Source organism: Vibrio metoecus (genome assembly GCF_009665255.1).
Lineage (GTDB): Bacteria > Pseudomonadota > Gammaproteobacteria > Enterobacterales > Vibrionaceae > Vibrio > Vibrio metoecus_B.
Genome location: NZ_CP035687.1, coordinates 801,573 through 827,160, shown reverse-complemented (window position 1 = coordinate 827,160; position 25,588 = coordinate 801,573). Strand labels below are relative to the sequence as shown.

Genomic DNA, 25,588 nt, shown 5'->3' with positions numbered 1-25,588 from the left:
CTAGTTTATATGCTTTTATTTTTCATTAAGTTAATGAGTTTAGATGTTAAAAAATCGACTTTAATAATAAAAATTTAACTAAAGCAACAAAAAACAAGAAATATTAAACATTATGAGTGAATATGAATAAGGCCGCGCAATGGCGGCCTTACTTCTCAAGAGGCTCATTTTACTTGCGTAAAGCGTTTAGCTTGGCCTGTGCTAAACCAAAAACTGTATCGACTGGATAGCTGCCATCATCGGTCGCAATACCCGCAGGCTTACCCGTGAAAATTTCAATGGCTTCGGTAACATGATCGATCGCCCAAATATGGAATTCCCCTTTTTCTACTGCTTTCACAATATCAGCTCGCAGCATCAAGTTGTGGGTATTCGAACGTGGAATGATCACCCCTTGCGTATCTTTGCGTCCTTTGATGGTACACACATCGAAAAAGCCTTCAATCTTCTCATTTAAGCCACCAATAGGTTGAGATTCGCCAAACTGGTTCATTGACCCTGTAATCGCAATATCTTGTCGATTCGGCTGTTTCGAAAACGCTGACACAATCGCGCAGAATTCAGCCATGCTCGCGCTGTCGCCATCGACACCACCGTAAGATTGCTCAAAAGTAATCGTGGTGGTCAGCGGCACTCGCGCGGTGCGACCAAAAACGGAACTAAGGTAAGCAGACAGGATCATCACCCCTTTGGAGTGAATACTGCCGCCTAAATCGACACTGCGCTCAATATCGATGATTTCACCATCGCCATAAGAAGTGGTTGCGGTGATCCTATTTGGCATGCCAAATGCGTGATCGCTGGTTGCTAGCACAGACAGCGCATTGACCTGCCCTATCGCCATTCCCTCGGTTTGGATCAAGGTGGTGCCGTTAACAAAGGTTTCCATCATGCTCTGTTGTAGGCGGTTGACACGCAACTCTTGATTACGCAATGCCTCTTCGACATGACTTTGACGGATCAAGTTTGCATTGGCTTGTTTCGCCACATAGTTGGATTCACGTAGCAAATTAGCAATGTGCGCAGAATGCAGAGAAAGCTTAGTTTGATCACCTGTAGTGCGCGAGCTATGTTCGATGATGCGTGCAATCGCTTTGCGGTCGCAATGCAGCATATTGGCATCATGCACGATGCTGGAAATAAAACGCGCATAATGCAGTTCTGAATCGGCATCACGCAGCATTTCATCAGCAAAATCGGCCGTCACTCTGAACAGCTCACTGAATTCTGGATCATAGTGTGCAAGCAGTTCATAAGTGCGGTAATCACCAAACAGGATAATTTTCACATCCAACGGGATGGGTTCGGGATCGAGCGAAACCGTGCCAGTGAGGGTGACTTCTTTTTCCAATGACGTGAAACTGAGGTGACGTGAACGCAATGCGCGCTTCAAACCATCCCACACGTAAGGTTGTTCAAGCACTTTCACTGCATCCATCAACAACACGCCGCCATTAGCTTTATGTAAGCTGCCTGGGCGAATTAAAGAAAAATCGGTAAACACCGTGCCTTTGTATGTCGCCGTTTCAATATAGCCAAACAGTGAATGGTAGTTTGGGCTCTCTTCAACCACGATAGGGAATTCATCCGCGTTGCGGCTCACCAACACATTCACTTTATAGCGACGCGGCAATTTTTTATCTAACGAGGCACTGGCGAGTTCACCTTGATCGCCGCCTTCATCGAGGAAAATCTCAACATTTTCGACAATATCTTTTTGCAGTTCAGTTAAATAAGCCTTAATTTCTGGATACTTGGAATAATCCAGCTTTAGTTGCTTGATGAAATGTGCAATCACATCCAAGGTCACTTCATCATTAAGTTTTTTAATTTTCTCGCTATACGACTCTTCCCATTCGGTCAAATGACGCACCATATTGCGCAAGATCACTTCTAACTCATCAATCGTGTTGCTGAACTGATCCTGCTCGCGCTTAGACAGTGCATCAAACGTCTCTTCAGTGTGCATTTCTTCACCGTTGAGCGCGACAAACTGGTATTCCCCTTGCGTGGTGATCGTTAAACTCACACCACGTTCTTTGGCAGTGCGAGTAATGCTTTCCAGTTCATTTTCTTGCTTTTGTGCGAGTTGATTTTTTAGTTTTTCTGCACGACTGAAGTAGATTTCATTGTCGAATGCCAATGGAATGGCCGTAACCAGTTTGGTCATCAACTTTTCGATATCTTGGCGGAATTTTTGCCCAATGCCACAGGGTAGTTTCAGCACTTTGGGGACACGAACATCCTCAAAATTCGCTACATAGCACCAATCGTATAACTCATTACCGTCATGTTGATGGCGGCTGAGATAACGCAGGATCATGGTCCGCTTGCCCAGCCCATTACGGCCGATAGCGTAAATGTTGTATCCCTTCTCTTTGATCGACATCGCAAACTCGACCGCTTTTTGCGCTCGTTCTTGCCCAACGATCTCATCGATCGGTGCTAGCTCTTTGGTTGACTTACACTCTAGCTTTTCCAGTTTCGCGACTTGGTAGAGCTGCTCAAAACTCAGATGCTGAATCGCCATGGCTCCACTCCTTCCCTTAGGTTCTTTACTTCATATGTAGCTCAAGTTTAGAGATAAATCATTGTCTTTTTAGTGATTTCTCCCCGATCAGAGATTGAGCGAATAAAATTTAACCAAAACTCCCCACACAAAACGGGAATGATTTGCATTTGATAATAATTTGCATTTAAATGTAATTTTCTAGGCGGGGAGAATCAGTCATGGATTTACAACAGTGTTGGAATGCTTTCTTACATACACAGCGGCTGCTCAAACAAGGTCACTGGCCAGAAGCACATCAACTGTTGGACGATGTGTTGCACTTTATGCCGTTGCACATTCAAAACGCTGCTCATGATGAAGAGACCAAACCCTGTCAGATGGCCTGTATGCTCACTGGCCTGCGTGATGCAGCTATTGCACAATCAGAAATTCTCAACAACATGGGACAATACCAGCGCGCATTTGATGTTCTCAACCAATCCTATGCGTTACTGCAATTTCTTTCGATTGAAGAAGTGGAGTTAATGCGTCGTCTGAACCCGACGCTGTGCCAAATCAGTGATCATCTACTCCTACACCTCAATGCCTTTTGTTATGCACAACGCAGTGCCGAGTGGCAGCTGGAATACCAACACGTTGAAAAAGCGCATTTCTACTTCAATCAGCTACGTAGTTCACTGGCATTGTTTGCCCTTTCTCCAGTAATTAATTGAATAGCAAGATCGAATACTGCTGTCCTTGGCACATACGCAGCCTGAGATTCGGTAAAGATAAGAAAGTGCAGCATGATTCATATCAAGTTCACGAATGCGGTCTATACTTAGTTTATTGTGAGTGAGATTTAACCTACATTCTGTTCATTTCACCATGGCATAGCTGCCTTTTCGGTTTGGCCGCCGACAACAAAAACTCGCTCAGGTTGAGCGAGTTTTTTATTGTTCACTAGCCGAAACAGGCAGTGTTACCATTTATTTTATACCGTAAGTCGCCAGTAATTTATCAAACGTACCGTTGGCTTTGATTTCCGCTAGCCCTTTGTTGAAGGCCGCCACTAACTCTTCCGAACGTGGATTTACTTTACCGGAAGTAACATGCAGCGGGTTTTCAGAAATAGCTTGGTTGGTAAAAGCGAAATCAGCTAGGTTCATTCCCGATTCCGTGATGATCGATTTTGCGACTAGCTCATCTTCCACAGCCAAATCAATACGGCCCGCTTGCAGTTTCTGCAGGTTTTGTTTTAAGTCTGTCGATTCAGGACGGAAAAAAGAAGGGTCATTCATAAACTCGTCACCATACCCGTAACCACGAACAATCCCGACTTTCTTACCGTTCAAACTGGCAAGACCTGCAAATTCAAAACTATCACCCGCTTTCTTAATAAACTTCACTTGGTTGGTCAGATAGTTATCAGAGTAATTGAGGTATGAGGTTCTTTCTTGGGTAAACCACGTCGCCGGCAAAATATCAATTTTTCCCTCTTTCACATCATTCAATGCCCGTGACCAAGGCATGATAGTGAACTCCACCGTGTAACCTTGCGTCGCAAATGCCGCAGTTACAATATCCACAGAAAGGCCTTTTTGCTGCGGATTATCCATAACAAAAGGTGGCCATGGATCTTGAGCAGCCGTGATCGTTTGCGCCCAGGTGCAAAAACTACACAACACTAAACTGATTAGAGTAACAATGGATTTCATCATAAACGCTCCTGTTATTGACTTAGGTTCTGAACTTCGCCATATGATCGGCTATTAACGCACTGATCGCACTCACCCGTTTGGTTCCTTCTGCGTTTTGGGCAGCCCGTTCATACACACTATTTGCAGCTTCCGAAGCTTCCACTATGGCGTGGCTGATCTCTTCGATCGCTGTTCTTTGCTCCTCTGCCGACAAATGGATCTGATCACTTCGATCAGAAATCATTTCGACAGACGACTTAACATCCCGAATAGAAGATTGTGAATGGCTTACTTTTTCGGCCGTTTTTTCAAGCAACCCCGTCATACGAGTCAACTCTTCTTCGACCGTATTCGTTGCACGATTTAGGTTGGTAATATTGGCTTTAATTTGTTCTGTAGACTGACTGGTTTTTACCGCTAGGTTTCGTACTTCATCGGCTACTACCGCAAAACCGCGCCCTTGTTCTCCTGCTCGGGCCGCTTCAATCGCAGCATTTAAGGCCAATAAATTGGTCTGCTCCGAAATATCATTAATCACGTTCAGAACAGTGGTAATTTTTTCACCTTCCACCAGCAGCTTGTTCATCTCTTGGTTGACGCGAGCCATTTCACTACACATGTTAGAAATATCGGCAGTCGCAGAACCAATCTCTTTCACCACTGTATCGGTTAAATGAGTGGCCGTGAGAGCTTGCTGCGCCGTATCGTTCACCGTCTGAGCAACCGTCACTACCGAATGATTCAACTCTGTCGCAGCAGCAGCAATTGTTTCAAGCTGATGTTTTTGCTTGTTAATTTGAGCAACGTTGTCTTCTGCTTTTTCGCGGCTTTGTTGAGCTTGTTGCTCCAACTCGCCTGATGCTTCATTCATTTCGGACACAATGGTGCGCAGTGTTGCAGTGAACTGATTTATACCCTGCGTAACAGATTGAAATTCTTTGTATTTGGCAGGAGGCAATTGATGAGTTAGATCACCATCACCACTGGATAACGCTTGCGTTTTATCTCCTAACTCATTGAGGGGTTTCAACACCGCGAAATTCAAAATGACAAATAACATGCAGGGGATCAAAATCGCCAAGATCAGCACTTTAAGTAGGTTAAACGAAATGTATTCCTTGAGTTGCTGGTACATGTGTTCATCTGAGTAATGGATATCAATTGAGCCAATCGGGTTTTTCTTACCGTATTCGACAAACTCGAGTGGCCCACTCACCAAAGGAAGCTGTGAGATGGAACTATCATTTTCGACATCCATGATAGTTGGCTGACCGTTTTCATCCTTTGTTGAACCTAACATCAAGTAAAGAATCGGCTTACCCGCAGTATCACTGACTTTAATTGAAGAAATCTCTGGGGTTTTTAACTCTGCGCTAATAACAGATTTCACCGACTCTAAATCAAAGTCCCATAAGGGTTTAGGTAAATTAACCTGTAAACGCGACAATGTGTTATTCACAGTCAAATTCAAATCGTCGGTAAAATTATTTAGCGCCTTTTTGTATTCAAAGACAGTTAACCCCAGCAAAACGGCACAAACCGCCAAAACAATTTGTACAATTGCTACGAATTTTATACTTCTAAACATGTGACCTCCGTTGATACAGAAGGCTAAAGAGCAAAACACTCTTCACCAACAAAGTGTTTTCTGACCTGTGCGAATCCTCTCGTTTAACCTTCCTATCTGACATTGCTAGCCACCTGCTACTTGGACATGTAGCTATTCATGATCTGGTTGATATCAATTTTTTTCAGGCCTTCATTAATGATGGTTTGCCATTTCTGGCCTTGAGGATCATTGCGGAATGCGATGTGCAGATCTTTTTCAACCAACAACTGCTTGTTCATTTGCAGCTTGTCTTTATCTGCAGCAAGGCTGGGATCATTGTTTTTGAGATAATTAAATACGTTGCTATCAATTACTGCTAAAGGGACACGGCCTTTAGCAATTTTTTGTAAGTTCTGCACATCACTGTTAACCGCTGAAGAGAGCAATTGACCTTGCGCAATCATGCTATCGAGCTCAGGTGTATTAACGTAATCACGCACTACGCCAATCGTGAAAGGCTTAAGATCATCCAACACTGACCATTGAATAGGATTGGCCACATTTTCCGCAAAACCTAGTGGACCTTTACCAATGGAATCCGAGAAAAGTAAGCTGTTATCTTCAAAAAAATATTCCGGAAAGTAACCTGAATATTTAGAGTCCTCTTTCGCCAGATGTACCGCTCGTGACCAAGGATAAAACTCAACCACCAACTGGTGCCCCATAGATTCAACAGCCGCTTTTACCACCGCAATCGAGGCGCCTTGATCCGCCAATTCATTCCCTGAGTAGGGAGGCCAGTCTAACGAGGTCAATAACAAGGTGTCAGCCTTAACAGAAAAAGCCGCCGATAATGACAAAAGTGGAATCCACAGCCATTTGCTTAGTCCATAACGCATTTGAGGTATCCTTCATTCGTTTACACTTTATTCAAAAGGATAGACTTAGGATTGAAAATATGCGCAATTTGTCACCACTCCTTTTTTACGGGAAATGCCTAAGAAGTGATAATCCTCATAGGAAGCGGCCTTGATGAGTGAGTCTTTTATCTTTTAAAAATAATGTGATATTGCTAAATAACGCGCACGTATGTGCTCAATCAACAAACGTACTTTGTTCGGGGGTTGGCGAGTGAATGGATAAACTGCGTAGATACCAAGCTTTTTACCGACTTGTTCCGGAAACACATCCACCAATTCGCCATTACGAAAATCGTGATACACCAAACAGCGCGGTACATAAGCAATGCCATGCCCACCAAGCGCGGCTTTGCGCAGTGCGGTGGCGTTATCGGTCGAAAAGGTGCCGGATACTTTGACTATGTAGTTGCCTTTTGCCCCTTTAAATTCCCAATCGGTCGCCCCCGTGGTTTGATAGGCGTATTGCAAGCAGTTGTGTCTGGCTAAATCTTCTGGCTTGAGCGGCTTACCGTTGCGGGCGATGTAAGCGGGAGATGCACACACCACCCACTGCGAGTCCAAAATATGCCGCGCAATCAAACTCGAATCTTCCAAATAACCGGTGCGGATCACCAAGTCATAGCCGCCTTCAACAAGATCTACGAAGCGATTATCCAGCGACATATCCACCGTCAGTCCCGGATGTAGGTTACAAAACTCGGCGACCGCATCAGCCAAAATCAAGTCACCCGAGATGGTCGGCACCGACATTTTGATGTGACCGCTGACGTTTTCGCCAAATCCCACCACCGCGTCCAGCGCTTCTTGAGTGGCTTGCTTCACATTTTTAGCACCGTGCAACAATGCCTTGCCTGCCTCAGTCAAGGTCAATTTACGCGTTGTTCGATACAATAGCTGCACGCCAAGTTCTTCTTCCAATCGCGCCAATCTTTTGCTAACCACCGAATTTGTAAGGCCATTTTGCTCTGCAACCTTACTGAAACTCCCCAATTCAATCACTTGATAAAACAAAATTAAGTCATCGGCACGCATCTGATTTTGTTATTTTTGGAAATAATGAATTTCATTATTTCCCTATATCCACAAAAAATAAAGCAGTAAATTCACGCCAACTTAACAACCCCATCACAACTATAAAAAATCAACAACCGAACTCTTACTGGTTAGCCGTACCCTACATTCTGTGCGCGTTAGCTCATCCCGATTGATGGAGAGTTCAAGGACGAGGAAGTACTCCATGAATGAAACACTGCTCGCGCTGGTGGCCTTTTCACCCATAGTGGTGGCCGCTATTTTACTGGTCGGCCTCAACTGGCCAGCCAAGAAAGCCATGCCCGTGGCTTTCGCCCTTACCGTTACGATTGCCCTGATATTTTGGGATATGTCGGCTAACCGCGTGATCGCCTCCGTATTGCAAGGTTTGGGCATCACGGTCTCTGTGTTGTGGATTGTGTTTGGTGCGATTTTCCTACTCAACACGCTCAAATACACGGGTGCGATTACCACGATTCGTAACGGCTTTACCAACATTTCACCGGATCGCCGCGTGCAGGCCATCATCATCGCTTGGTGTTTTGGCTCCTTTATTGAAGGGGCTTCTGGCTTCGGAACGCCTGCGGCGATTGCCGCCCCACTGCTGGTTGCGATTGGTTTCCCCGCCCTTGCGGCGGTGTTAATGGGCATGATGATCCAATCGACGCCCGTTTCATTTGGTGCCGTTGGTACGCCAATCATTGTTGGCGTCAACAAAGGTCTGGACACCCACAACATCACGGAAGCGCTGCTGGCTAACGGTTCAAACTGGGATGTGTATCTGCAACAAATCACCACCAGTGTGGCGCTGATCCACGCCTCAGTCGGCACACTGATGCCCATTTTGATGGCGATGATGTTGACCCGTTTCTTCGGTAAAAACCGCAGTTGGACGGAAGGTTTGGACATTCTGCCTTTCGCGATTTTTTCAGGCCTTGCCTTTACTGTTCCTTACGCGCTGACCGGCGTGTTCCTCGGCCCTGAGTTTCCCTCACTCATGGGCGGTCTCGTTGGCCTTGCAATTGTGGTAACGGCGGCGAAAAAAGGCTTCTTGGTACCCAAAACCCAATGGGATTTTCGTCCTGAAAACGAATGGCCTGCCGAATGGTTAGGCTCGCTGAAAATGGATCTGGATGACGTCAAAGCCAAGCCGATGAGTCTTGCTCTCGCATGGGCACCTTATGTGTTGCTGGCGGTGATTCTCGTCGCAAGCCGTGTTAGCCCAGATTTCAAAGCGTTGCTACTGGGTATCAAGGTTTCCTTTAGCAATATTTTAGGTGAAACTGGCATCAGCACGGCCATTGAGCCGCTTTATCTACCTGGTGGCATTCTGGTTTTCGTTGCCCTGATTGCAGTACTTACCCAAACACGCAGCTTAGCGCCGATGGGCAAAGCGTTTGGTGAATCCACCAAAACCTTGATTGGCGCAGGCTTTGTACTGGTGTTTACCATCCCGATGGTGCGGATTTTCATCAACTCTGGAGTTAACGGCGCAGATTTAGCCAGTATGCCAGTGACGACCGCTAACTTTGCAGCAGGTTTAGTGGGTGACGCTTTCCCAATGCTGAGTGCAACCGTTGGTGCACTGGGCGCTTTCATTGCTGGTTCCAACACAGTGTCCAACATGATGTTCAGCCAATTCCAATTTGAAGTGGCACAAACGCTGACCATCTCTAGCGTGGTGATCATCGCTCTGCAAGCCGTGGGGGCCGCCGCCGGTAACATGATTGCCATCCATAACGTGGTCGCGGCATCCGCGACGGTTGGCCTGCTGGGGCGTGAAGGTGCGACACTGCGCAAAACCGTTTTGCCAACCCTCTACTATCTTGTTTTGACCGGCATCATCGGCATGACCGTGATTTACGGCTTCAACATGACCGATGCTTTAATGAACCACTAAAACTTTAATCAGTACCGAGAGCGAGCGTCTCGCTCTCATCGCTCAAACTCACCTTGCACCTCGTGTATGGGCTTGAGCAAAAAAGAAACATTCACAGAATAGGCCCAGAATAGGATTGCATTATGATCATTTCCGCTTCGACCGATTACCGCGCGGCAGCCAAAGCCAAACTCCCGCCCTTTTTGTTCCACTACATCGATGGCGGCTCGTATGGAGAACACACGCTCAGACGCAATACCGATGATCTGGCCGACATTGCCCTGCGCCAGCGCGTGCTGAGTGATATGTCTGAGCTGAGTTTAGAAACCGAGCTGTTTGGCGAAAAAATGGCGCTGCCGATCGCCCTTTCTCCTGTCGGCTTAACCGGCATGTACGCCCGCCGTGGCGAAGTGCAAGCCGCACAAGCCGCAGAAGCGAAAGGCATTCCTTTTACTCTTTCCACGGTTTCGGTCTGCCCGATTGAAGAAGTGGCGCCTTCGATTCATCGTCCAATCTGGTTCCAGCTTTACGTTTTAAAAGATCGCGGCTTTATGAAAAACGTGTTGGAACGTGCCAAAGCCGCTGGCGTGAAAAATCTGGTGTTCACCGTGGATATGCCAGTACCGGGCGCACGTTATCGCGATATGCATTCCGGCATGAGCGGTCCTAACGCTGCGATGCGCCGTGTATTGCAAGCCATGGCACACCCTAGCTGGGCATGGGATGTGGGTTTGCTTGGTAAGCCGCATGATTTGGGCAACATCTCCAAATATCGTGGTTCACCGACCAAACTGGAAGACTACATCGGCTGGCTGGGCGCGAACTTTGATCCTTCCATTTCATGGAAAGACTTGGAGTGGATCCGTGATTTCTGGGACGGCCCAATGATCATCAAGGGCATTTTGGATACCGAAGATGCGAAAGACGCGGTGCGTTTTGGCGCAGACGGCATTGTGGTGTCTAACCACGGGGGCCGTCAGTTAGATGGGGTGCTTTCTACCGTGCAAGCGCTACCCGCGATTGCCGATGCGGTGAAAGGTGACCTGAAAATTCTGGTCGATTCGGGTATCCGCACTGGTCTAGACGTGGTACGCATGCTGGCACTTGGTGCTGATTGCACCATGCTCGGCCGCTCATTTATCTACGCTCTGGCAGCACAAGGACGCACAGGGGTAGAAAACCTGCTCGACCTGTATGAAAAAGAGATGCGGGTTGCCATGACGTTGACTGGCGCAAAAAGCATTGCCGAACTGTCACGCGATTCATTAGTCAAAAGATAATAAAAGTATCCCCTAACCTTAAACGACTTGAAGTTGCAGCCAACACCCCTGCAACTTCAAGTAGAAAGGAAATTGAGGGAGCACACAAGGAAGCACAATATGACCCCACCGATCGCCGATAGTCTCTATCAGCAGCTCGAACAAATTTTAGCGAGCCGAATTGATCCGCAGCGCATGATTACTCAAGAAGCGAAGCGGCTCGCCTACGGCACTGATGCCAGCTTTTATCGGCTGATCCCTAAAATCGTGTTGCGCCTCAAATCACTCGATGAAGTGATTTTTGCTATTCAGAGCTGTGGCAAACTGGGTATTCATTTTACCTTTCGCGCAGCAGGCACCAGTTTATCGGGTCAAGCGGTTTCCGACTCGGTACTGATCACCTTAACCGACGATTGGCGCGGGCATGAAGTGCAAAACCAAGGCTTGAAAATTCGCCTGCAACCGGGAGTGATTGGCGCCGATGCCAACAAGTACCTTGCCCCGTTTCAGCGCAAAATCGGCCCCGATCCCGCCTCCATCAACACCTGTAAAATCGGTGGCATTGCCGCCAATAACGCCAGCGGCATGTGCTGCGGTACGGCGCAAAACTCGTATCGCACTGTTGATGGCATGCAAATTGTGTTTGCCGATGGTTATGTGCTCGATACACGCGATCCAGAGAGCGTGGCTCGTTTTAAACAAGAGCGAGCCGACTTGGTGGAAGGCATTCACGCGCTGTGCCAAGAGACCCTTGCCAATTCTGAACTCACCGAACGCATTCGCCACAAATACCGCCTAAAAAACACCACAGGTTATGCGCTGAACGCCTTGGTTGATTTCTCTGATCCAATCGAAGTGCTGACCCATTTGATGATTGGCTCAGAAGGCACACTCGGCTTTATCGCCGACATCACCTATCACACCGTGATTGAACACGCACACAAAGCCTCTGCGCTACTGGTGTTTGCCGATATTGAACAAGCCAGCCAAGCCGTGACCACGCTTTCCAAAACGCCAGTGGCAGCGGTAGAAATGATGGATGGACGCGCGCTACGCTCGGTGGCCGACAAAAAAGGCATGCCCGAATTTATCGCCAAGCTCGATTTAGAAGCTGCGGCGCTGCTGGTTGAATCCCACGCCAGTGATGCGCAAACCTTACGCGATCAGTGTGAGCAAGTGATGAGCGCGCTGCAACGCTACCACATTATCGAATCGGTTCCGTTTACTTCCGAGAGCAAAACTGTGGCGACCTTATGGGGCATTCGTAAAGGCATGTTCCCAGCGGTGGGGGCTGTACGCGAAGTGGGCACTACGGTCATCATTGAAGATGTGGCCTTTCCGGTGGAAAACCTCGCGGCCGGTGTGCGCGATCTGCAAGCCCTGTTTGATCAATACCACTACAGTGAAGCGATCATCTTTGGTCACGCCCTTGAAGGCAACCTGCACTTTGTGTTTACTCAAGGCTTTGATAAGCAAAGTGAAATCGAGCGTTACGGCGCGTTTATGGACGATGTAGCCGAACTGGTGGCCGTGAAATACCAAGGTTCACTGAAAGCCGAACACGGTACAGGACGCAACATGGCCCCTTACGTTGAACTGGAATGGGGTAAAGAAGGCTACGCCTTGATGCAAAAAATCAAAGCGCTCTTTGATCCCAAACGCCTGCTCAACCCCGGCGTCATCATCAACGAAGATAAGCATTCGCACATCCGTAACCTCAAACCCATGCCTGCGGCCGATAACTTGGTGGATCGCTGTATCGAATGTGGTTTCTGTGAGCCGGTCTGCCCATCACGCACCCTCACGTTATCACCACGCCAACGCATTGTGTTGTATCGCGAATTGCAACGCCGCCGCACAGCGGGTGAAAACGTGGCTTCTAGCGAGCTAGAGCAAGTGTTTGAATACCAAGGGTTAGACACCTGTGCCGCGACTGGATTGTGCGCAGAACGCTGCCCGGTAGGGATCAATACCGGCGATTTGGTCAAAAAACTGCGCACCGCCAAATACCAAAAATTTACCCCGATTGCGCGTTGGACAGCAGAGCACTTTAGCGCGACCACCACGCTCGCTCGCACAGGATTAAAAGCTAACCAACTGACGACCAAAGTGCTTGGAGAAAAATCGGTGGATTCCATGGTTAATGGGCTGCGCCGGATCAGCAAAGGCAAAACCCCTTTGTGGATGCCGGAAATGCCGCAAGCAAACACTCACTCGCTGGAACTCGCTGTCGAAAATCTGCCGCGCAGTGACAAAAAAGTGGTTTACCTGCCCTCTTGTGCCAGCCGCAATATGGGGCAACAAGCAAGCGCGACCGATCAGCGTCCATTGACGGAAGTCACCCTCTCCCTGCTCAATAAAGCCGGCTTTGAAGTGATTCTGCCTACAGAGCTCAGCAGCCAGTGCTGCGGTATGCCTTATGACAGCAAAGGGATGACCGAGATTGCACAAAGCAAAGCTCAGCAGTTGGAGAACGCTTTATGGCAAGCCAGCCAAGGGGGCGTTATCCGATATTGATGGACACTAGCCCGTGCGCCAAACGCAGCATTGAGCAGTTTACCAAACCGATGGAAATTCTGGAGCCAACGGGGTTGGTAAGTCGTTACTTACTGGATCACCTCACACTCGCGCCGAAGCAAGAAACCATCATGCTGCATATCACTTGTAGCTCGCGCCGCCTTGGCTTAGAAGGCGATATGCTGAAACTGGCCAAAGCCTGCGCCAGTGAGGTGATAGTGCCTGAGCACATCCAGTGCTGCGGTTGGGCGGGTGACAAAGGCTTTACTACGCCAGAGCTCAATGCCGCTGCCGTCCATTCGCTCAAAGAGCAAGTGCCGGCGCACTGCAGCCGTGGGTTTAGTAATAGCCGCACGTGTGAAATCGGCTTATCACACCACAGCGGCATTCCTTATCAATCCATCTTGTATCTGGTGGATGAAGTCGCCAAACCACGGTTGGCAACACAAGAGAGTACAGCGCAGCCGAGCGCATAGGTGTAAAAAACACATATACCTAAGCTACTTGGCGTTGCAGGCTGGCGACAAGTGAGCTCATCCCATGAGCATAGACCCACGATGTGATTGGGGTGAACGAACGTAACCAACACCGCTGCAGCTTCAAGTAGGAAGGGTATAAACGGGTAGCGGTAGAGGCAGCGATATTCCTTTACTTCTCGTTAGATAAATTTCTCTTTCCTCACTTGCTTACCGACATAACCCATTCTATACGTTATAGACAACGATAATCACAATCACAACGCACAGTATTTGGCGCAACAGGAACTATTGAATGGAGCTCTTTTATGCGCAATAACCAACCGATTACTCAAAAGGAAGTCACCTATCCATCTAATTTCAACCTTTTGTCAACCACCACACTCAGCAGTCATATTAAATACGCCAGTAAAGAATTTTGCGATGTCGCAGGTTACACGCTTGATGAGCTCGTAAACCAACCACATAACATGGTTCGCCACCCCGATATGCCGCCTGAAGCGTTTAAAGACATGTGGGAACACCTCAAGGCGGGCAAATCTTGGATGGGAATGGTGAAGAACCGCTGCAAAAATGGGGATCATTACTGGGTTGATGCCTTTGCCTCACCGATCAAGGAAAATGGCCAAGTTGTTGAGTATCAATCGGTACGTTTGTGCCCAAGCCGGGAACATGTCGACAATGCGGAAAAGCTCTACCAACAAATCCGAGCAGGCAAAACTGATTGGCGGTTAAAAATGCCCCGCACTCGATTATGGCAGCGTTTGGGTTTAGGGTTTATCGTTGCGACAGGGGTCAGTTTAGCGGCCGATTTCTTTTTAGCCGGCTCCGGACTGCCATTGATGCTTCTGTTAACGATTGCGATCGCTTATCTGTTCACCCGCCGCCTTGAAGCGCTGGCACAACAAGCTCGTAAAGTCTTCAATAACCCATTGATGGAACTGGTTTATAACAGCCGTGTCGATGATATTTCCGAAATTCAGTTGGCACTCAAAATGCGCCAATCAGAGATAAATGCGGTCGTTGGGCGCATTCAAGACTCCAGTAGTCAAATTGGTGAAGCCGCGAAGTTGTCTTCCCAAAACAGTGAACAAACTGCGGAAAACTTAGATGCTCAAACTCGCGAAACGGAGCAAGTTGCCACTGCGATTACAGAAATGAACCTGACAGCGAATGAAATTGCACGTAATGCTCAAGCGGCGTCCGATGCGACGGGCTATGCCCAAGAGGCCGCGCGCGAAGGAATGCAAGCTGTCGAGCAGACGGTAGAGGCGATGGGAACCATGGCCACTCAACTCAAAGCCGCGACCCAAGTGATTGAGCAACTCTCAGCACAAAGTGCCACCATAAGTCAGGTGATGGAAGTTATTCAGAGCATTGCTGAACAAACGAACCTGTTGGCATTAAATGCCGCTATAGAAGCCGCTAGAGCGGGTGACCAAGGACGTGGATTTGCGGTTGTTGCCGATGAAGTGCGTCAATTGGCGCAGCGCAGTGCGGAATCCACCAAAGAAATTAAAAACATCATTAGTTCGGTACAAAATAGCACTCAAAATGCCGTGAACGCGATTGAACAAGGTAATCGACTCTCCCTTTCTTGCGTGGATAGTGCACATGTTTCAGGAGAGAAGTTGACCACCTTGCTCTCACAAGTTTCCGATATTGCTATGCGTAATGAACAAATCGCTACTGCGGTTGAAGAGATGGCGAAAGTGACTGAGGATATGAATCGCAGCGTACAATCGATCAGTGATGTCTCTACCTCAACACTTTCGTTGGCAGAAAACACTCAAACAGAGTGCCAACAACTGGTAAAAAATCTGGCGGCGCAAACTAGCCTTGTCGCTCAGTTCCGTCGGGTCTGACCGAGACTGGATGTGACTCTCATCTATCAATGATTTGCCTCCTACCTCATCCCAATTATCGTTGGGATGAGGTTTTTCATTTAGCGGCAAACCGAATAACTAGTAACATTTTTGTGACAATTTATCGCATCACCTTGTGAAATATTTTTTCATCCCAACATAGGCTTTATTGCTTCAACAAGCGTGAGATTCTATGCAAACTTCCACAGCTTCTTTAGCTAAGTCTCTTTTTCAAATGACTTGGCCAATGTTATTTGGCGTACTGTCATTAATGAGTTTTCAATTGGTTGATAGTGCTTTTATCGGTCAGCTCGGTATTCTTCCCCTTGCGGCGCAAGGCTTTACCATGCCCATTCAAATGGTGATCATTGGCGTGCAAGTCGGGTTGGGAATTGCCACTACTGCCGTAATATCACGCACCTTGGGCGCAGGCCAAGAGCACTATGCCAAACAGCTAGGCGGTTTAGTCGTCGCGGTCGGCGGTGTTGGGGTAGCCGCGATTGCTGTCCTGTTGTATGTATTGCGCCACCCTTTACTCTCCTTACTCGGAGCCTCCGATGATGTTCTGCAAATCATTGATCATTACTGGATTTGGTGGTTGGCGAGCGCTTGGACAGGCGCGATGCTCTACTTCTTTTACAGCTTATGTCGTGCCAACGGCAACACACTGCTGCCCGGAACCATGATGATGGTGACCAGTGTGCTGAACTTGATTCTCGACCCATTGTTCATTTTTACGCTCGACCTAGGTATCAATGGTGCTGCAATCGCAACCATCTTAGCGTTTGGTACAGGCATCGCGATCGTCGCCCCCAAAGTGGCTCAACGCCAATGGATGAGTTTTGAGTGGCATGATTTGGATATGAGCAAAAGTTTAGCTTCACTCGGCCACATTATGGGACCCGCCATGCTCAGCCAATTGCTGCCCCCTGTTTCTTCGATGTTTGCCACTAAGTTATTGGCAGGTTTCGGTACCGCAGCCGTTGCAGCTTGGGCATTAGGCTCACGTTTTGAATTTTTTGCACTGGTCGCGGTGTTAGCGCTGACCATGTCGATCCCACCCATGATTGGACGCATGCTCGGCGCGAAAAATATCTCCGATATTCGACAATTAGTACGTATCGCGTGCCAGTTTGTGTTGGGATTCCAATTATTGATTGCGCTCGTCACTTACTTGCTCGCTAACCACTTATCTTCATTAATGACCAGTGAGAGCGAGGTCGCCGCCATTTTGCTCCAACATTTGACCATCGTCCCAATCAGTTTGGGCGCTCTCGGCATCTGTATGTTGATGGTGTCGGTCGCCAATGCGCTTGGCAAAGCCTATGTCGCGCTAACCATTTCAGCGCTTCGACTGTTTGCGTTTTATCTACCTTGCTTATGGGTTGGAGCCCAGCTTTATGACCTCAAAGGTTTATTCTTAGGATCTTTAGTAGGTAACATTATTGCGGGATGGGCGGCTTGGTTAACTTATCAAAAAGCACTGCGCCAATTAGAAAAAAACCAGCCAACCTCGGCTAAGGTTTAACGCTGCATTTTTATCATGGGCAAAGCCGTTATTTTCGGTTTGCCATAAACAATAAGGGCTTCCATTGGAAGCCCTTTTAACTCTCATTGCTCAAATTAAGCTTGGCGACGCGTTTCAACCGCGGCGGCCAGCTGGCGCAATACGGTTTCCGTATCTTCCCAACCAATACAGGCATCCGTGATTGACTGACCGTAAGTCAAGTTACAACCTGGGGTCAGGTCCTGACGTCCTTCAACAAGGTGTGATTCAATCATTACTCCGAAGATTGCATGTTCACCTTGCGCAATCTGCGCCGCAACATCTTCCGCAACCACCATTTGGCGTTTGAACTGCTTAGAGCTGTTAGCATGGCTGAAATCGATCATCACTTTTTGTGGTAAGCCAGCCACTTCTAGCTCTTGTTTGATATTGCTCACGTGCGCCGCACTGTAGTTTGGCTCTTTGCCGCCACGCAAAATAATGTGGCAATCTGGGTTACCCGCCGTTTCGACAATCGCCGAATGACCAAACTTGGTGACCGATAAGAAGTGGTGCGAAGCCCCTGCAGAGCGAATCGCATCAGAGGCGATTTTAATGTTGCCATCCGTCCCGTTTTTGAAACCCACAGGGCAAGAAAGCCCTGAAGCCAATTCACGATGCACTTGAGATTCTGTGGTGCGTGCTCCGATCGCGCCCCAACTGATCAAATCTGCCACATATTGCGGCGTGATCATATCGAGAAACTCGCTGGCGGTCGGCATGCCGATATCGGTCAAATCAAGCAGCAGTTTGCGCCCCATACGCAGACCATCGTTAATTTCATAGGTGTCATTGAGGTACGGATCATTGATTAGCCCTTTCCAACCCACTGTGGTACGTGGTTTTTCAAAGTACACACGCATCACGATTTCTAGCTGACCACTGAGCTCATCACGCAACACTTTTAAACGTTGACCATATTCGATGGCCGCTTTCGGATCATGAATAGAACAAGGACCAATCACCACCAACAGGCGATCATCTTTATCTTGCAGCATATTATGAATCGCTTCACGCGCTTGAAACGTGGTCGATGCCGAGGTTTCTGTCGCTGGAAATTTTTCTAACACTGCGACCGGTGGCAGTAGTTCTTTGATCTTCTTAATTTTTACATCATCGGTTTGCAACATCTTTACTTCTTCCTTTACTTTTTAGTTTACCTAGCCAAGTCAACGGCTCTAGCCTTGGTAATCACTGCACCTGTCGTTTCTTCGGGTAACTTATCGGCACTCGCAAAATATCGCAAGCACTATTTTTAAATAAAGGCAAGATTCCACTTTTCTTTACAGACAAAACAATCCGTAAAAAATTAATTACACCATTCACTCTCAAGATAGCAAACCCTATCTGTATTGATACAAACAACAAATGCTGCCGATGAGGATGAATCAATTAATGCAATGTGAGTTTTATGTTGCTAAGGTATGCCAAGAAGAACAACAAAGATAACAAGATGAAAGTGATAGAATTTCACCAAGTCAGCAAATGGTATGGTCAGTTTCAAGCATTAAAGTCGATTTCTCTAACCGTCAACAAAGGGGAAATTGTGGTGATTTGCGGGCCTTCAGGTTCTGGTAAATCAACCCTGATCCGCACAGTGAATGGCTTAGAAAATATCGATGATGGGGAAATTCGAGTGTTGCCCGATCTCGATGAGCGAACCCGACGCAGTGGCAAGATCGGCATGGTGTTTCAGCATTTCAACCTGTTTCCACACTTAACGGTATTGGAAAACCTCACCTTAGCGCCCATCCGAACGTTAAAACTTTCGGCTCAAGAAGCCAAAGATCGGGCATATCATTTTCTGCAGCGCGTAAAAATCACCGATCAAGCACACAAATACCCGATTCAACTCTCTGGCGGCCAGCAGCAACGAGTCGCGATTGCTCGCTCTCTCTGCATGCAGCCAGAGATTTTGTTGTTTGATGAACCCACGTCAGCCCTCGATCCTGAAACCATTAACGAGGTGCTCGAAGTGATGGTCGACCTCGCGCAAGACGGCATAACCATGATGTGCGTAACTCATGAAATGGGCTTTGCGCGCAAAGTCGCGCACCGCGTAATATTTATGGATGAAGGGGAAATTCTCGAAGTTGGCTCACCTGAACAGTTGTTCCAAAACCCAACGCATCCGCGTACCCAACAATTTCTCAATCAGATCTTGAGCCATTGATGATAAAACGCTTTCTTCGCCCACTGCTGTTCGCCACCCTGCAAATGATCTTGGTCTTTGCCGGATTGGTCTGGCTGCTTGATTCTGGCGCACAAGCCATGGGCTATACATGGCAGTGGCACCGAGTGCCTGAGTATGTGTTGATTTTTGAAGATGGGCAGTGGTGGGCGGGTGATTTACTGCACGGCCTGTTGGTCACCTTGCAGCTGACTGGGATCAGTTTGATTTTCACCTTAGCACTGGGTTTAACCACCGCTTTGCTGCGTCAGTCACACTCACTGGTTGGGCGCACTTTAGGCACCGGATACATAGCGGTGGTACGCAACACGCCGCTTTTGGTGCAAATTTACCTCCTCTACTTTGTGTTTGGTCCCGTCATTGGTCTCGACCGTTTTGCCACCGCGGTGCTTGCCCTCGCTCTGTTTCAAGGTGCGTATACCGCAGAGGTGTTTCGCGGCGGGTTAAACAGCATTCCACAAGGCCAATATGAAGCGGCACGCTCGCTCGGCTTATCGCGCTTTTTTACCTTTTACGATGTGATCCTGCCGCAACTTCTGCAACGTACATTACCTCCACTGACCAATGAGATGGTGTCGCTGATTAAAAACTCGTCTATTGTCAGTGTGATGGCGATTTTTGATCTCACCACTCAGGGGCGAAATATAGTCTCGGAAACCGCGATGCCGTTTGAGATCTGGTTCAGCGTAGCGGCGATCTATCTGTTGTTAACCCTGACTCTGTCAGCGTTATCAGCTTGGCTAGAACATAAACTGGGCGCGCAGTGGCGCTCACCATAACGCGAAAAAATGCGCGAAATAAAAAGGGAACTTCTATGAAACCATTTGGACAACGTTTAGGTCGATTCAGCGTTAAAACCTTACTTACGGGCTTGTTGGGGCTGGCTCTCACTTTGCCAGCAGTGGCGAGCGACACACCGAATCTTGATGCGATTAAAGAGCGTGGCACGCTGCGCGTGGGTATGTCGACCTTTGTGCCTTGGGCAATGCGCGATAAGCAGGGTGAGCTGATTGGCTTTGAGATTGATGTCGCTAAACGCTTAGCCGCCGACTCAGGTTGGCAAGTGGAATTTGTGCCTACCGCATGGGATGGCATTATTCCTGCGCTACTGGCCAAAAAATTTGATGTGATCATCGGCGGAATGTCGGTCACGCCTGAGCGTTCCAAAAGTGTGCTGTTTACTGCACCCTATTCGCACTCTGGTGTACAACTCGCTGCCAATAAAAAGCTCGCGGAAGGCTTTTCTAAGTTGGAAGACTTTAACAAGCGCAACGTAAAAATCGCGGCTCGCCGTGGTGCTTTTACCGTGCAAGTGGCGCGTGAAACTTTCCCAAAAGCCAGCGTGCTGCAATTTGATGACGATGCCCAAGCTTTCCAAGAAGTGATCAACGGCAACGCGCATGCAGTGATTGCTTCAAGCCCAAAACCCGAGCATGAAAGCATCAAACACAGTGATTCGCTGTTCCTTCCTTTCAGTGAGCGTTTAAGTAAAGGCAATGAAGCGTTTGCAGTGCGTTTAGGGGAAGAAGACAAGAAAGCCTATTTTGATCAATGGATTGCAGACCGTACTGCTGATGGCTGGCTGCAAGCGCGTTACGAATACTGGTTCTCCACTTTAGATTGGCAGGATCAAATCGCCTCAGGTCAGTAAATGAATAACTATGGCGCAAAATCCTCCTCGGGTTATCGTTTTACTTTGCTGGATGGCGGATTACTGCTCGGAATAGCCAGCCTCATCGGCTGGCTCTATTACCGTTCGGAAGTAGGTATTCACTACCATTGGCATTGGCGTGAAGCGTGGACGCTAATTTTCACGCCGCGTGCGGATGGCAGCTTGCCCTACTTCTTACAAGGCTTAGGCGCAACGTTACGTTTAAGCTTATGGGGCATGGTACTGGCTTTAGTGTTAGGGTCATTGATCGGCATCGCGCGCAGCCAAAAGGCGTGGTTTGTGCGTTTACCCGCTAACGCATTTGTGCAGTTGGTACGCAATATTCCACCACTGGTGTTTGTGTTCATCTTCTATTTTTTCATCTCCAATCAACTCATCCCGCTACTGGGTTTGGATGAGTTACTGCGCGACCACACAGCGGAAGTTCACCCGCTGATCACTTGGCTGTTTGGCCCTGCCCGCTTGTGGGAAAACTTGTTGTCCGGCGTGTTGTGTATCGGGTTGCTCTCTTCTGCTTATATTGCTGAAATCGTACGAGCGGGACTCGCCAACATCCCGCAGGGACAATGGGAAGCTGCGGATTCGCTTGGCTTACCAACGTGGGTCAAATACCGCTATGTGATTGCCCCACAAGTCCTGACCGCCATTACCCCAGCGCTGGCAGGGCAGACAATATCCCTCATCAAAGATACGTCGATCATCTCGCTGATTTCGATTCAAGAACTGACCTTTGTCGGCAGCGAAATTGCCAACTCATCTGGACTAATTTTTGAGATCTGGCTGATTGTCGGCGCAGCCTATCTGGTGCTTTGCCTCACGCTGTCTATGCTGTTTAAGCAAGTAGAGAAGCGCAGCTTACGCCATTTAAGCCGTTGAACGATGAAAGACGCTATCGAAGCAAAGCCAGTTTAGCGATTGCTTCGATATTTTTGAGAATAAATATCAATTAGACTCAAACTACTTGGAGTTGCAGGTAGGCGGCAAGAGAGTGAATCCCCATGAGCATAGATAAACTATGTGATTGGGGTGAACGAACGTAGCCAACACCGCTGCAGCTTCAAGTAGGAAGGGTATAGACTGAATTATCAAAACCTCAATAGACAAAGGTGACCCCATGAATTCACAAGTCACACACTGGTTGGCCAGAGATCCGGATCCTAAAACTCGTCAAGAATTGCAACAGTTGATCGATACTCAGCAAGACGCGCAGATTGCCGAGCGCTTTCAATCACGCCTTGAATTTGGTACTGCGGGTTTGCGTGGCAAAGTCGGCTGTGGCCCGAACCGAATGAACCGTTTAGTGATCCAAGAAACGGCGGCGGGTCTGGGGCATTACTTGATTGCTCAATTACCCGATGCCAAAAACCGCGGCGTAGTGATTGGTTACGATGGCCGCCCAGATTCAAAGCAGTTTGCTCACGATACCGCAAGCGTGCTGACTTCACTCGGCATCAAAACCTATTTGACCTACCAAGTCGCGGCGACCCCTATCGTGGCTTTCGGTGTACGCCATTTCAACGCCGCCGCCGCGGTTGTGGTGACCGCAAGCCACAACCCGCCGGAATACAACGGATTTAAAGTGTATTGGGAAAACGGCGCGCAAATTATTCCTCCGCATGATGCAGGTATTGCTGCTTGTATTGACCAAGCGGCGCAGCAAGCGATCCCTTATCTCGCCCTTGAACAGGCAGAGCAACAAGGCCTGCTGCATTGGCTGCGTGATGAGTATTACCAAACTTATCGTAAAACGATTGGTGCAAGCCCACTGTTGCAACGTCACACTAAGCCACAAGCGCTAAGCTTGGCTTATACTGCGATGCATGGCGTGGGTGCCAACATGGCAGAAACCTTACTTGCCGATGCTGGCTTTACTCACGTTAGCAGCGTGAAGGAACAGCGCGAGCCGGATGGCACTTTCCCGACCGTCAACTTCCCGAACCCTGAAGAAGCCGGCGCAATGGATATGGTGATGGCACTGGCCAAAAAAGTCGGCGCTCAGCTTGCTTGTGCTAATGACCCAGATGCGGATCGCTTTGCGGTTGCTGCGCGTAAAGCTGATGGTGACTATCAAATGCTGACCGGCGATCAAGTCGGCTCACTGTTTGGTCACTATCTGCTCTCGCAAACCGATGCTCATCGTCAACTGGTCGGCAACACCATCGTATCTTCCAGCTTGCTCAGCAAAATCGCCGCAGCTCATGGCGCGCGTTATTACCAAACCCTCACTGGTTTCAAATGGTTGACCAACGTAGCGATGCAAGAGCAAACCGAGCAGCACCAATTCCTGTTCGCTTATGAAGAAGCCTTGGGATACACCATTGGTAGCACAGTGTGGGATAAGGATGGCTTGTCTGCCCTGGTCGCGTTTGCTCAACTCGCCGCAGAGTTGAATGCACAAGGCAAAACGGTGTGGGATCAGCTTGAAGCCCTGTATCGCCAGCATGGTCTGCACGTGAATGCGCAGCGCAGTATTGCGCTGGCTCCGAACTCGCCACCGGTGGGTGATAAATTGCGTACCACGCCACCAACGGACATTGCAGGGCGTAAAGTGCTCATCGTGGAAGATTTTAAACTGGCACGCCGCACCTTTGCCGATGGCAAAACCGAAGCGATTACCCTGCCAACCAGTGATGTGCTCATTTACCATCTAGACGGTGGCGCTCGCGTGATTGTACGCCCATCGGGTACTGAGCCTAAGCTCAAGTGCTACTACGAGGTAGTGACGCCGTTTGCGGCTGGGGAAGATTTTGCGAGCGCGCAAGAGCGGGCGGATGAGCAGATGTCGCTGCTGATTGCTGAGCATCAAACCAGCTTATAACTCGCTTTAAGCCCATGCATTTTACAAAAACAAAGAGAGGCTAATGCCTCTCTTTTGTTGTTTACTGAGCGTTAAGTTAACCTTCGGCCGCAGCTTTGGCATCTTTAAAGTCAACGACTTGATGCTCTGGTGAAGGGTGGGTATTGCCCGTAAAACGGCCACCTTGTTCAATACTGAGATCGTCGCTGAACAAAGTGCCATTAACACGACCTTTGTTGAGGATCTCAATTTTTCCGGCGTGTGCAGTCCCTTCAAATTGGCCATTAATGATCAGATGGTCAGCAAAGATTTCACCACGAACAATACCGCTTTCACTGATCACTAAGGTTTTATCCACATGCAGCTCGCCGTCGACGAGACCATCGACCTGAATGCTGCTTTCTACTTTCAACTCTCCGGTGATGTGGCTACCTTTTGCGATGAGAGTTGTAGCTGAGAGCTGACTCTTTGCTCGACTTTGTTTACTAAAGATTCCCATCGTATACCTCTTACTTTAGTGAATATGGTTTCAAAATCATTGACGCCCCAATCGACAAAAGGTCGCGGGTCGAGTGATCGACCAATAAAACGAATCTCATAATGCAGATGTGGCCCTGACGACAATCCCGTGTTGCCGGAATAGCCCAGTAAGTCGCCTTTTTGCACAAACTCACCACTTTTTACGGCAAATTTCTGCATGTGTGAATACGAACTGCTGAAGCCATACGCATGTAATAGGCGGATAAAATTCCCTGAGCCGACTTTGCTGGCACGAGTCACTTCCACCACACCATCTGCTGGAGCATAAATCGGAGTTCCGATATTGACCGCAAAATCCTGCCCACGGTGTAATTTGGCTTGCTTAGTCACCGGGTGAACACGCTTACCGTAACCAGAGGAAATTCGCGCCCCAGGCACCGGAGAGCCACTGGGAATTTGCGCTAACATCAACGTACGAACAGACGATGTGATCGCCGCGGCATCCAAGCGAGATTCTAACTCCGCACCGCTTTCATCAACACCGAGCACTTTTTCTAAATCGCCTAAGCGATCGGAGACGATCTGAATTTTCTCTTCACGTACCGTCAAATCATTTTCCAGAGTCTCTTTGAGCTCACGCAACGACGTCACTTCTTCTAAAAGCGACATGGATTGGTTTTCCAACTCTTGCTGTTTGAGCTTGGCAAAGTCGACTTGGTTCTTCAGATAATAAATCACGCCCCCAACGGCTACGACACCAACTAAAGTGGTATAACCGAGCGTTTTGAGAACGAGGCGAAAAACTCTATCCAAATGAAAATGCTGGGTTCCGTGAATCGAGGAAACCGAGACAATCACTCTCTCTTTCATATTGATCTTTGTTCTTCATCTGGATCGTAAAGTGGGGCGGATGATAACAAGGAATCCTCCTTGCCTAAACCTTTTGCACAGGGTGATTGAAGCCAACTCACAACCTTAGTGTGCATTTTGTGAATTAAGCCCGACCATTTTTCAAACTCGCCAGATGCCGTTAGGCAAAACATACTGGGATAGATTTCGTAGCTAAATTACAAATTGAACAATAATTAAAAAGAGATATAGGAAAGGAAGCATCAGAACCGAACAAAATGAGACATAAATCACTTCAAGACTTATTTTTCGTCTGAATGGAATTCTAAATTGTGAACAATATCAATATTTTTAGTGATTACAAA

19 protein-coding genes and 1 pseudogene are annotated in these 25,588 nt (G+C 48.1%); 11 read left to right on the top strand and 9 right to left on the bottom strand.

The genetic code is table 11. The annotated features are described in order from the left end of the window. Positions 1-169 precede the first annotated feature (169 nt). A complete protein-coding gene (locus EPB59_RS17100) occupies positions 170-2,530 on the bottom strand; it encodes a Lon protease family protein (protein WP_154174029.1) in 2,361 nt (786 codons plus the stop codon). 200 nt (positions 2,531-2,730) lie between these two features. Here EPB59_RS17100 and EPB59_RS17095 point away from each other — a divergent pair, with 200 nt between their 5' ends. Beyond that, positions 2,731-3,225 (top strand): hypothetical protein, encoded by a 495-nt coding sequence (locus EPB59_RS17095; protein WP_154174027.1) that lies wholly within the window; start codon positions 2,731-2,733, stop codon positions 3,223-3,225. Positions 3,226-3,480: 255 nt separating this feature from the next. On the opposite strand, the gene EPB59_RS17090 is transcribed toward EPB59_RS17095, so the two are convergent. The 5 genes from EPB59_RS17090 to EPB59_RS18475 all read right to left on the bottom strand — a co-directional run bounded on the left by EPB59_RS17090 (position 3,481) and on the right by EPB59_RS18475 (position 7,938). Continuing rightward, positions 3,481-4,212: a transporter substrate-binding domain-containing protein gene (locus EPB59_RS17090; RefSeq protein WP_154174025.1), complete on the bottom strand. Its 732-nt coding sequence runs from the start codon at positions 4,210-4,212 to the stop codon at positions 3,481-3,483. A 19-nt stretch (positions 4,213-4,231) separates the two neighbouring features. After that, the gene (locus EPB59_RS18930; RefSeq protein WP_055050173.1) at positions 4,232-5,779 is read right to left on the bottom strand and encodes a methyl-accepting chemotaxis protein; all 1,548 of its coding nucleotides are present in this window, start codon (positions 5,777-5,779) and stop codon (positions 4,232-4,234) included. A gap of 116 nt (positions 5,780-5,895) precedes the next feature. Beyond that, entirely contained in the window at positions 5,896-6,639 is a 744-nt protein-coding gene (locus EPB59_RS17080) for a substrate-binding periplasmic protein (protein ID WP_154174023.1), read from the bottom strand. A 153-nt stretch (positions 6,640-6,792) separates the two neighbouring features. Beyond that, complete coding sequence (locus EPB59_RS17075) at positions 6,793-7,692, bottom strand: LysR family transcriptional regulator (RefSeq protein WP_001200834.1); 900 nt, start codon at positions 7,690-7,692, stop codon at positions 6,793-6,795. A 99-nt stretch (positions 7,693-7,791) separates the two neighbouring features. Beyond that, positions 7,792-7,938 (bottom strand): hypothetical protein, encoded by a 147-nt coding sequence (locus EPB59_RS18475; protein WP_001897441.1) that lies wholly within the window; start codon positions 7,936-7,938, stop codon positions 7,792-7,794. Between EPB59_RS18475 and EPB59_RS17070 the strand changes: the two genes are divergently transcribed. The 5 genes and pseudogenes from EPB59_RS17070 (at position 7,898) to EPB59_RS17050 (ending at position 17,216) form a co-directional block, all read left to right on the top strand. Beyond that, positions 7,898-9,592, top strand: a complete 1,695-nt coding sequence (locus EPB59_RS17070) for an L-lactate permease (protein WP_195707134.1) — start codon at positions 7,898-7,900, stop codon at positions 9,590-9,592. The two genes, EPB59_RS18475 and EPB59_RS17070, sit on opposite strands and share 41 nt — an antisense overlap. Positions 9,593-9,714: 122 nt before the next feature. Next, positions 9,715-10,851 (top strand): FMN-dependent L-lactate dehydrogenase LldD, encoded by a 1,137-nt coding sequence (gene lldD / locus EPB59_RS17065; RefSeq protein WP_142735777.1) that lies wholly within the window; start codon positions 9,715-9,717, stop codon positions 10,849-10,851. A gap of 99 nt (positions 10,852-10,950) precedes the next feature. After that, positions 10,951-13,823 (top strand): annotated as a pseudogene (locus tag EPB59_RS17060) (FAD-binding and (Fe-S)-binding domain-containing protein). A gap of 308 nt (positions 13,824-14,131) precedes the next feature. Then, a complete protein-coding gene (locus EPB59_RS17055) occupies positions 14,132-15,688 on the top strand; it encodes a methyl-accepting chemotaxis protein (protein WP_154174020.1) in 1,557 nt (518 codons plus the stop codon). A 193-nt stretch (positions 15,689-15,881) separates the two neighbouring features. Continuing rightward, positions 15,882-17,216, top strand: a complete 1,335-nt coding sequence (locus EPB59_RS17050; protein WP_154174018.1) for an MATE family efflux transporter — start codon at positions 15,882-15,884, stop codon at positions 17,214-17,216. Between the two features lie 95 nt (positions 17,217-17,311). On the opposite strand, the gene aroG is transcribed toward EPB59_RS17050, so the two are convergent. Continuing rightward, positions 17,312-18,364 (bottom strand): 3-deoxy-7-phosphoheptulonate synthase AroG, encoded by a 1,053-nt coding sequence (aroG, locus tag EPB59_RS17045; protein WP_154174016.1) that lies wholly within the window; start codon positions 18,362-18,364, stop codon positions 17,312-17,314. Between the two features lie 323 nt (positions 18,365-18,687). Here aroG and EPB59_RS17040 point away from each other — a divergent pair, with 323 nt between their 5' ends. The 5 genes from EPB59_RS17040 (at position 18,688) to EPB59_RS17020 (ending at position 23,915) form a co-directional block, all read left to right on the top strand. Continuing rightward, positions 18,688-19,407 (top strand): amino acid ABC transporter ATP-binding protein, encoded by a 720-nt coding sequence (locus tag EPB59_RS17040; protein ID WP_154174014.1) that lies wholly within the window; start codon positions 18,688-18,690, stop codon positions 19,405-19,407. After that, the gene (locus EPB59_RS17035) at positions 19,407-20,204 is read left to right on the top strand and encodes an amino acid ABC transporter permease (RefSeq protein ID WP_195707133.1); all 798 of its coding nucleotides are present in this window, start codon (positions 19,407-19,409) and stop codon (positions 20,202-20,204) included. The genes EPB59_RS17040 and EPB59_RS17035 overlap by 1 nt, the downstream gene beginning before the upstream one ends. A 35-nt stretch (positions 20,205-20,239) precedes the next feature. Next, positions 20,240-21,076, top strand: coding sequence for a transporter substrate-binding domain-containing protein (locus tag EPB59_RS17030; RefSeq protein ID WP_000802045.1), 837 nt, complete (start codon positions 20,240-20,242; stop codon positions 21,074-21,076). Beyond that, positions 21,077-21,973: an amino acid ABC transporter permease gene (locus EPB59_RS17025; protein ID WP_154174010.1), complete on the top strand. Its 897-nt coding sequence runs from the start codon at positions 21,077-21,079 to the stop codon at positions 21,971-21,973. It abuts the gene before it with no gap. A 238-nt stretch (positions 21,974-22,211) separates the two neighbouring features. Then, on the top strand, positions 22,212-23,915 hold the full coding sequence (locus EPB59_RS17020) for a phospho-sugar mutase (protein WP_154174008.1): 1,704 nt from the start codon (positions 22,212-22,214) through the stop codon (positions 23,913-23,915). Between the two features lie 76 nt (positions 23,916-23,991). Here the strand turns inward: EPB59_RS17020 and EPB59_RS17015 are convergent, their stop codons facing one another. Continuing rightward, complete coding sequence (locus tag EPB59_RS17015; RefSeq protein WP_233420215.1) at positions 23,992-24,306, bottom strand: bactofilin family protein; 315 nt, start codon at positions 24,304-24,306, stop codon at positions 23,992-23,994. Continuing rightward, positions 24,303-25,244, bottom strand: a complete 942-nt coding sequence (locus tag EPB59_RS17010; protein WP_154174006.1) for a M23 family metallopeptidase — start codon at positions 25,242-25,244, stop codon at positions 24,303-24,305. The genes EPB59_RS17015 and EPB59_RS17010 overlap by 4 nt, the downstream gene beginning before the upstream one ends. Positions 25,245-25,588 lie beyond the last annotated feature (344 nt).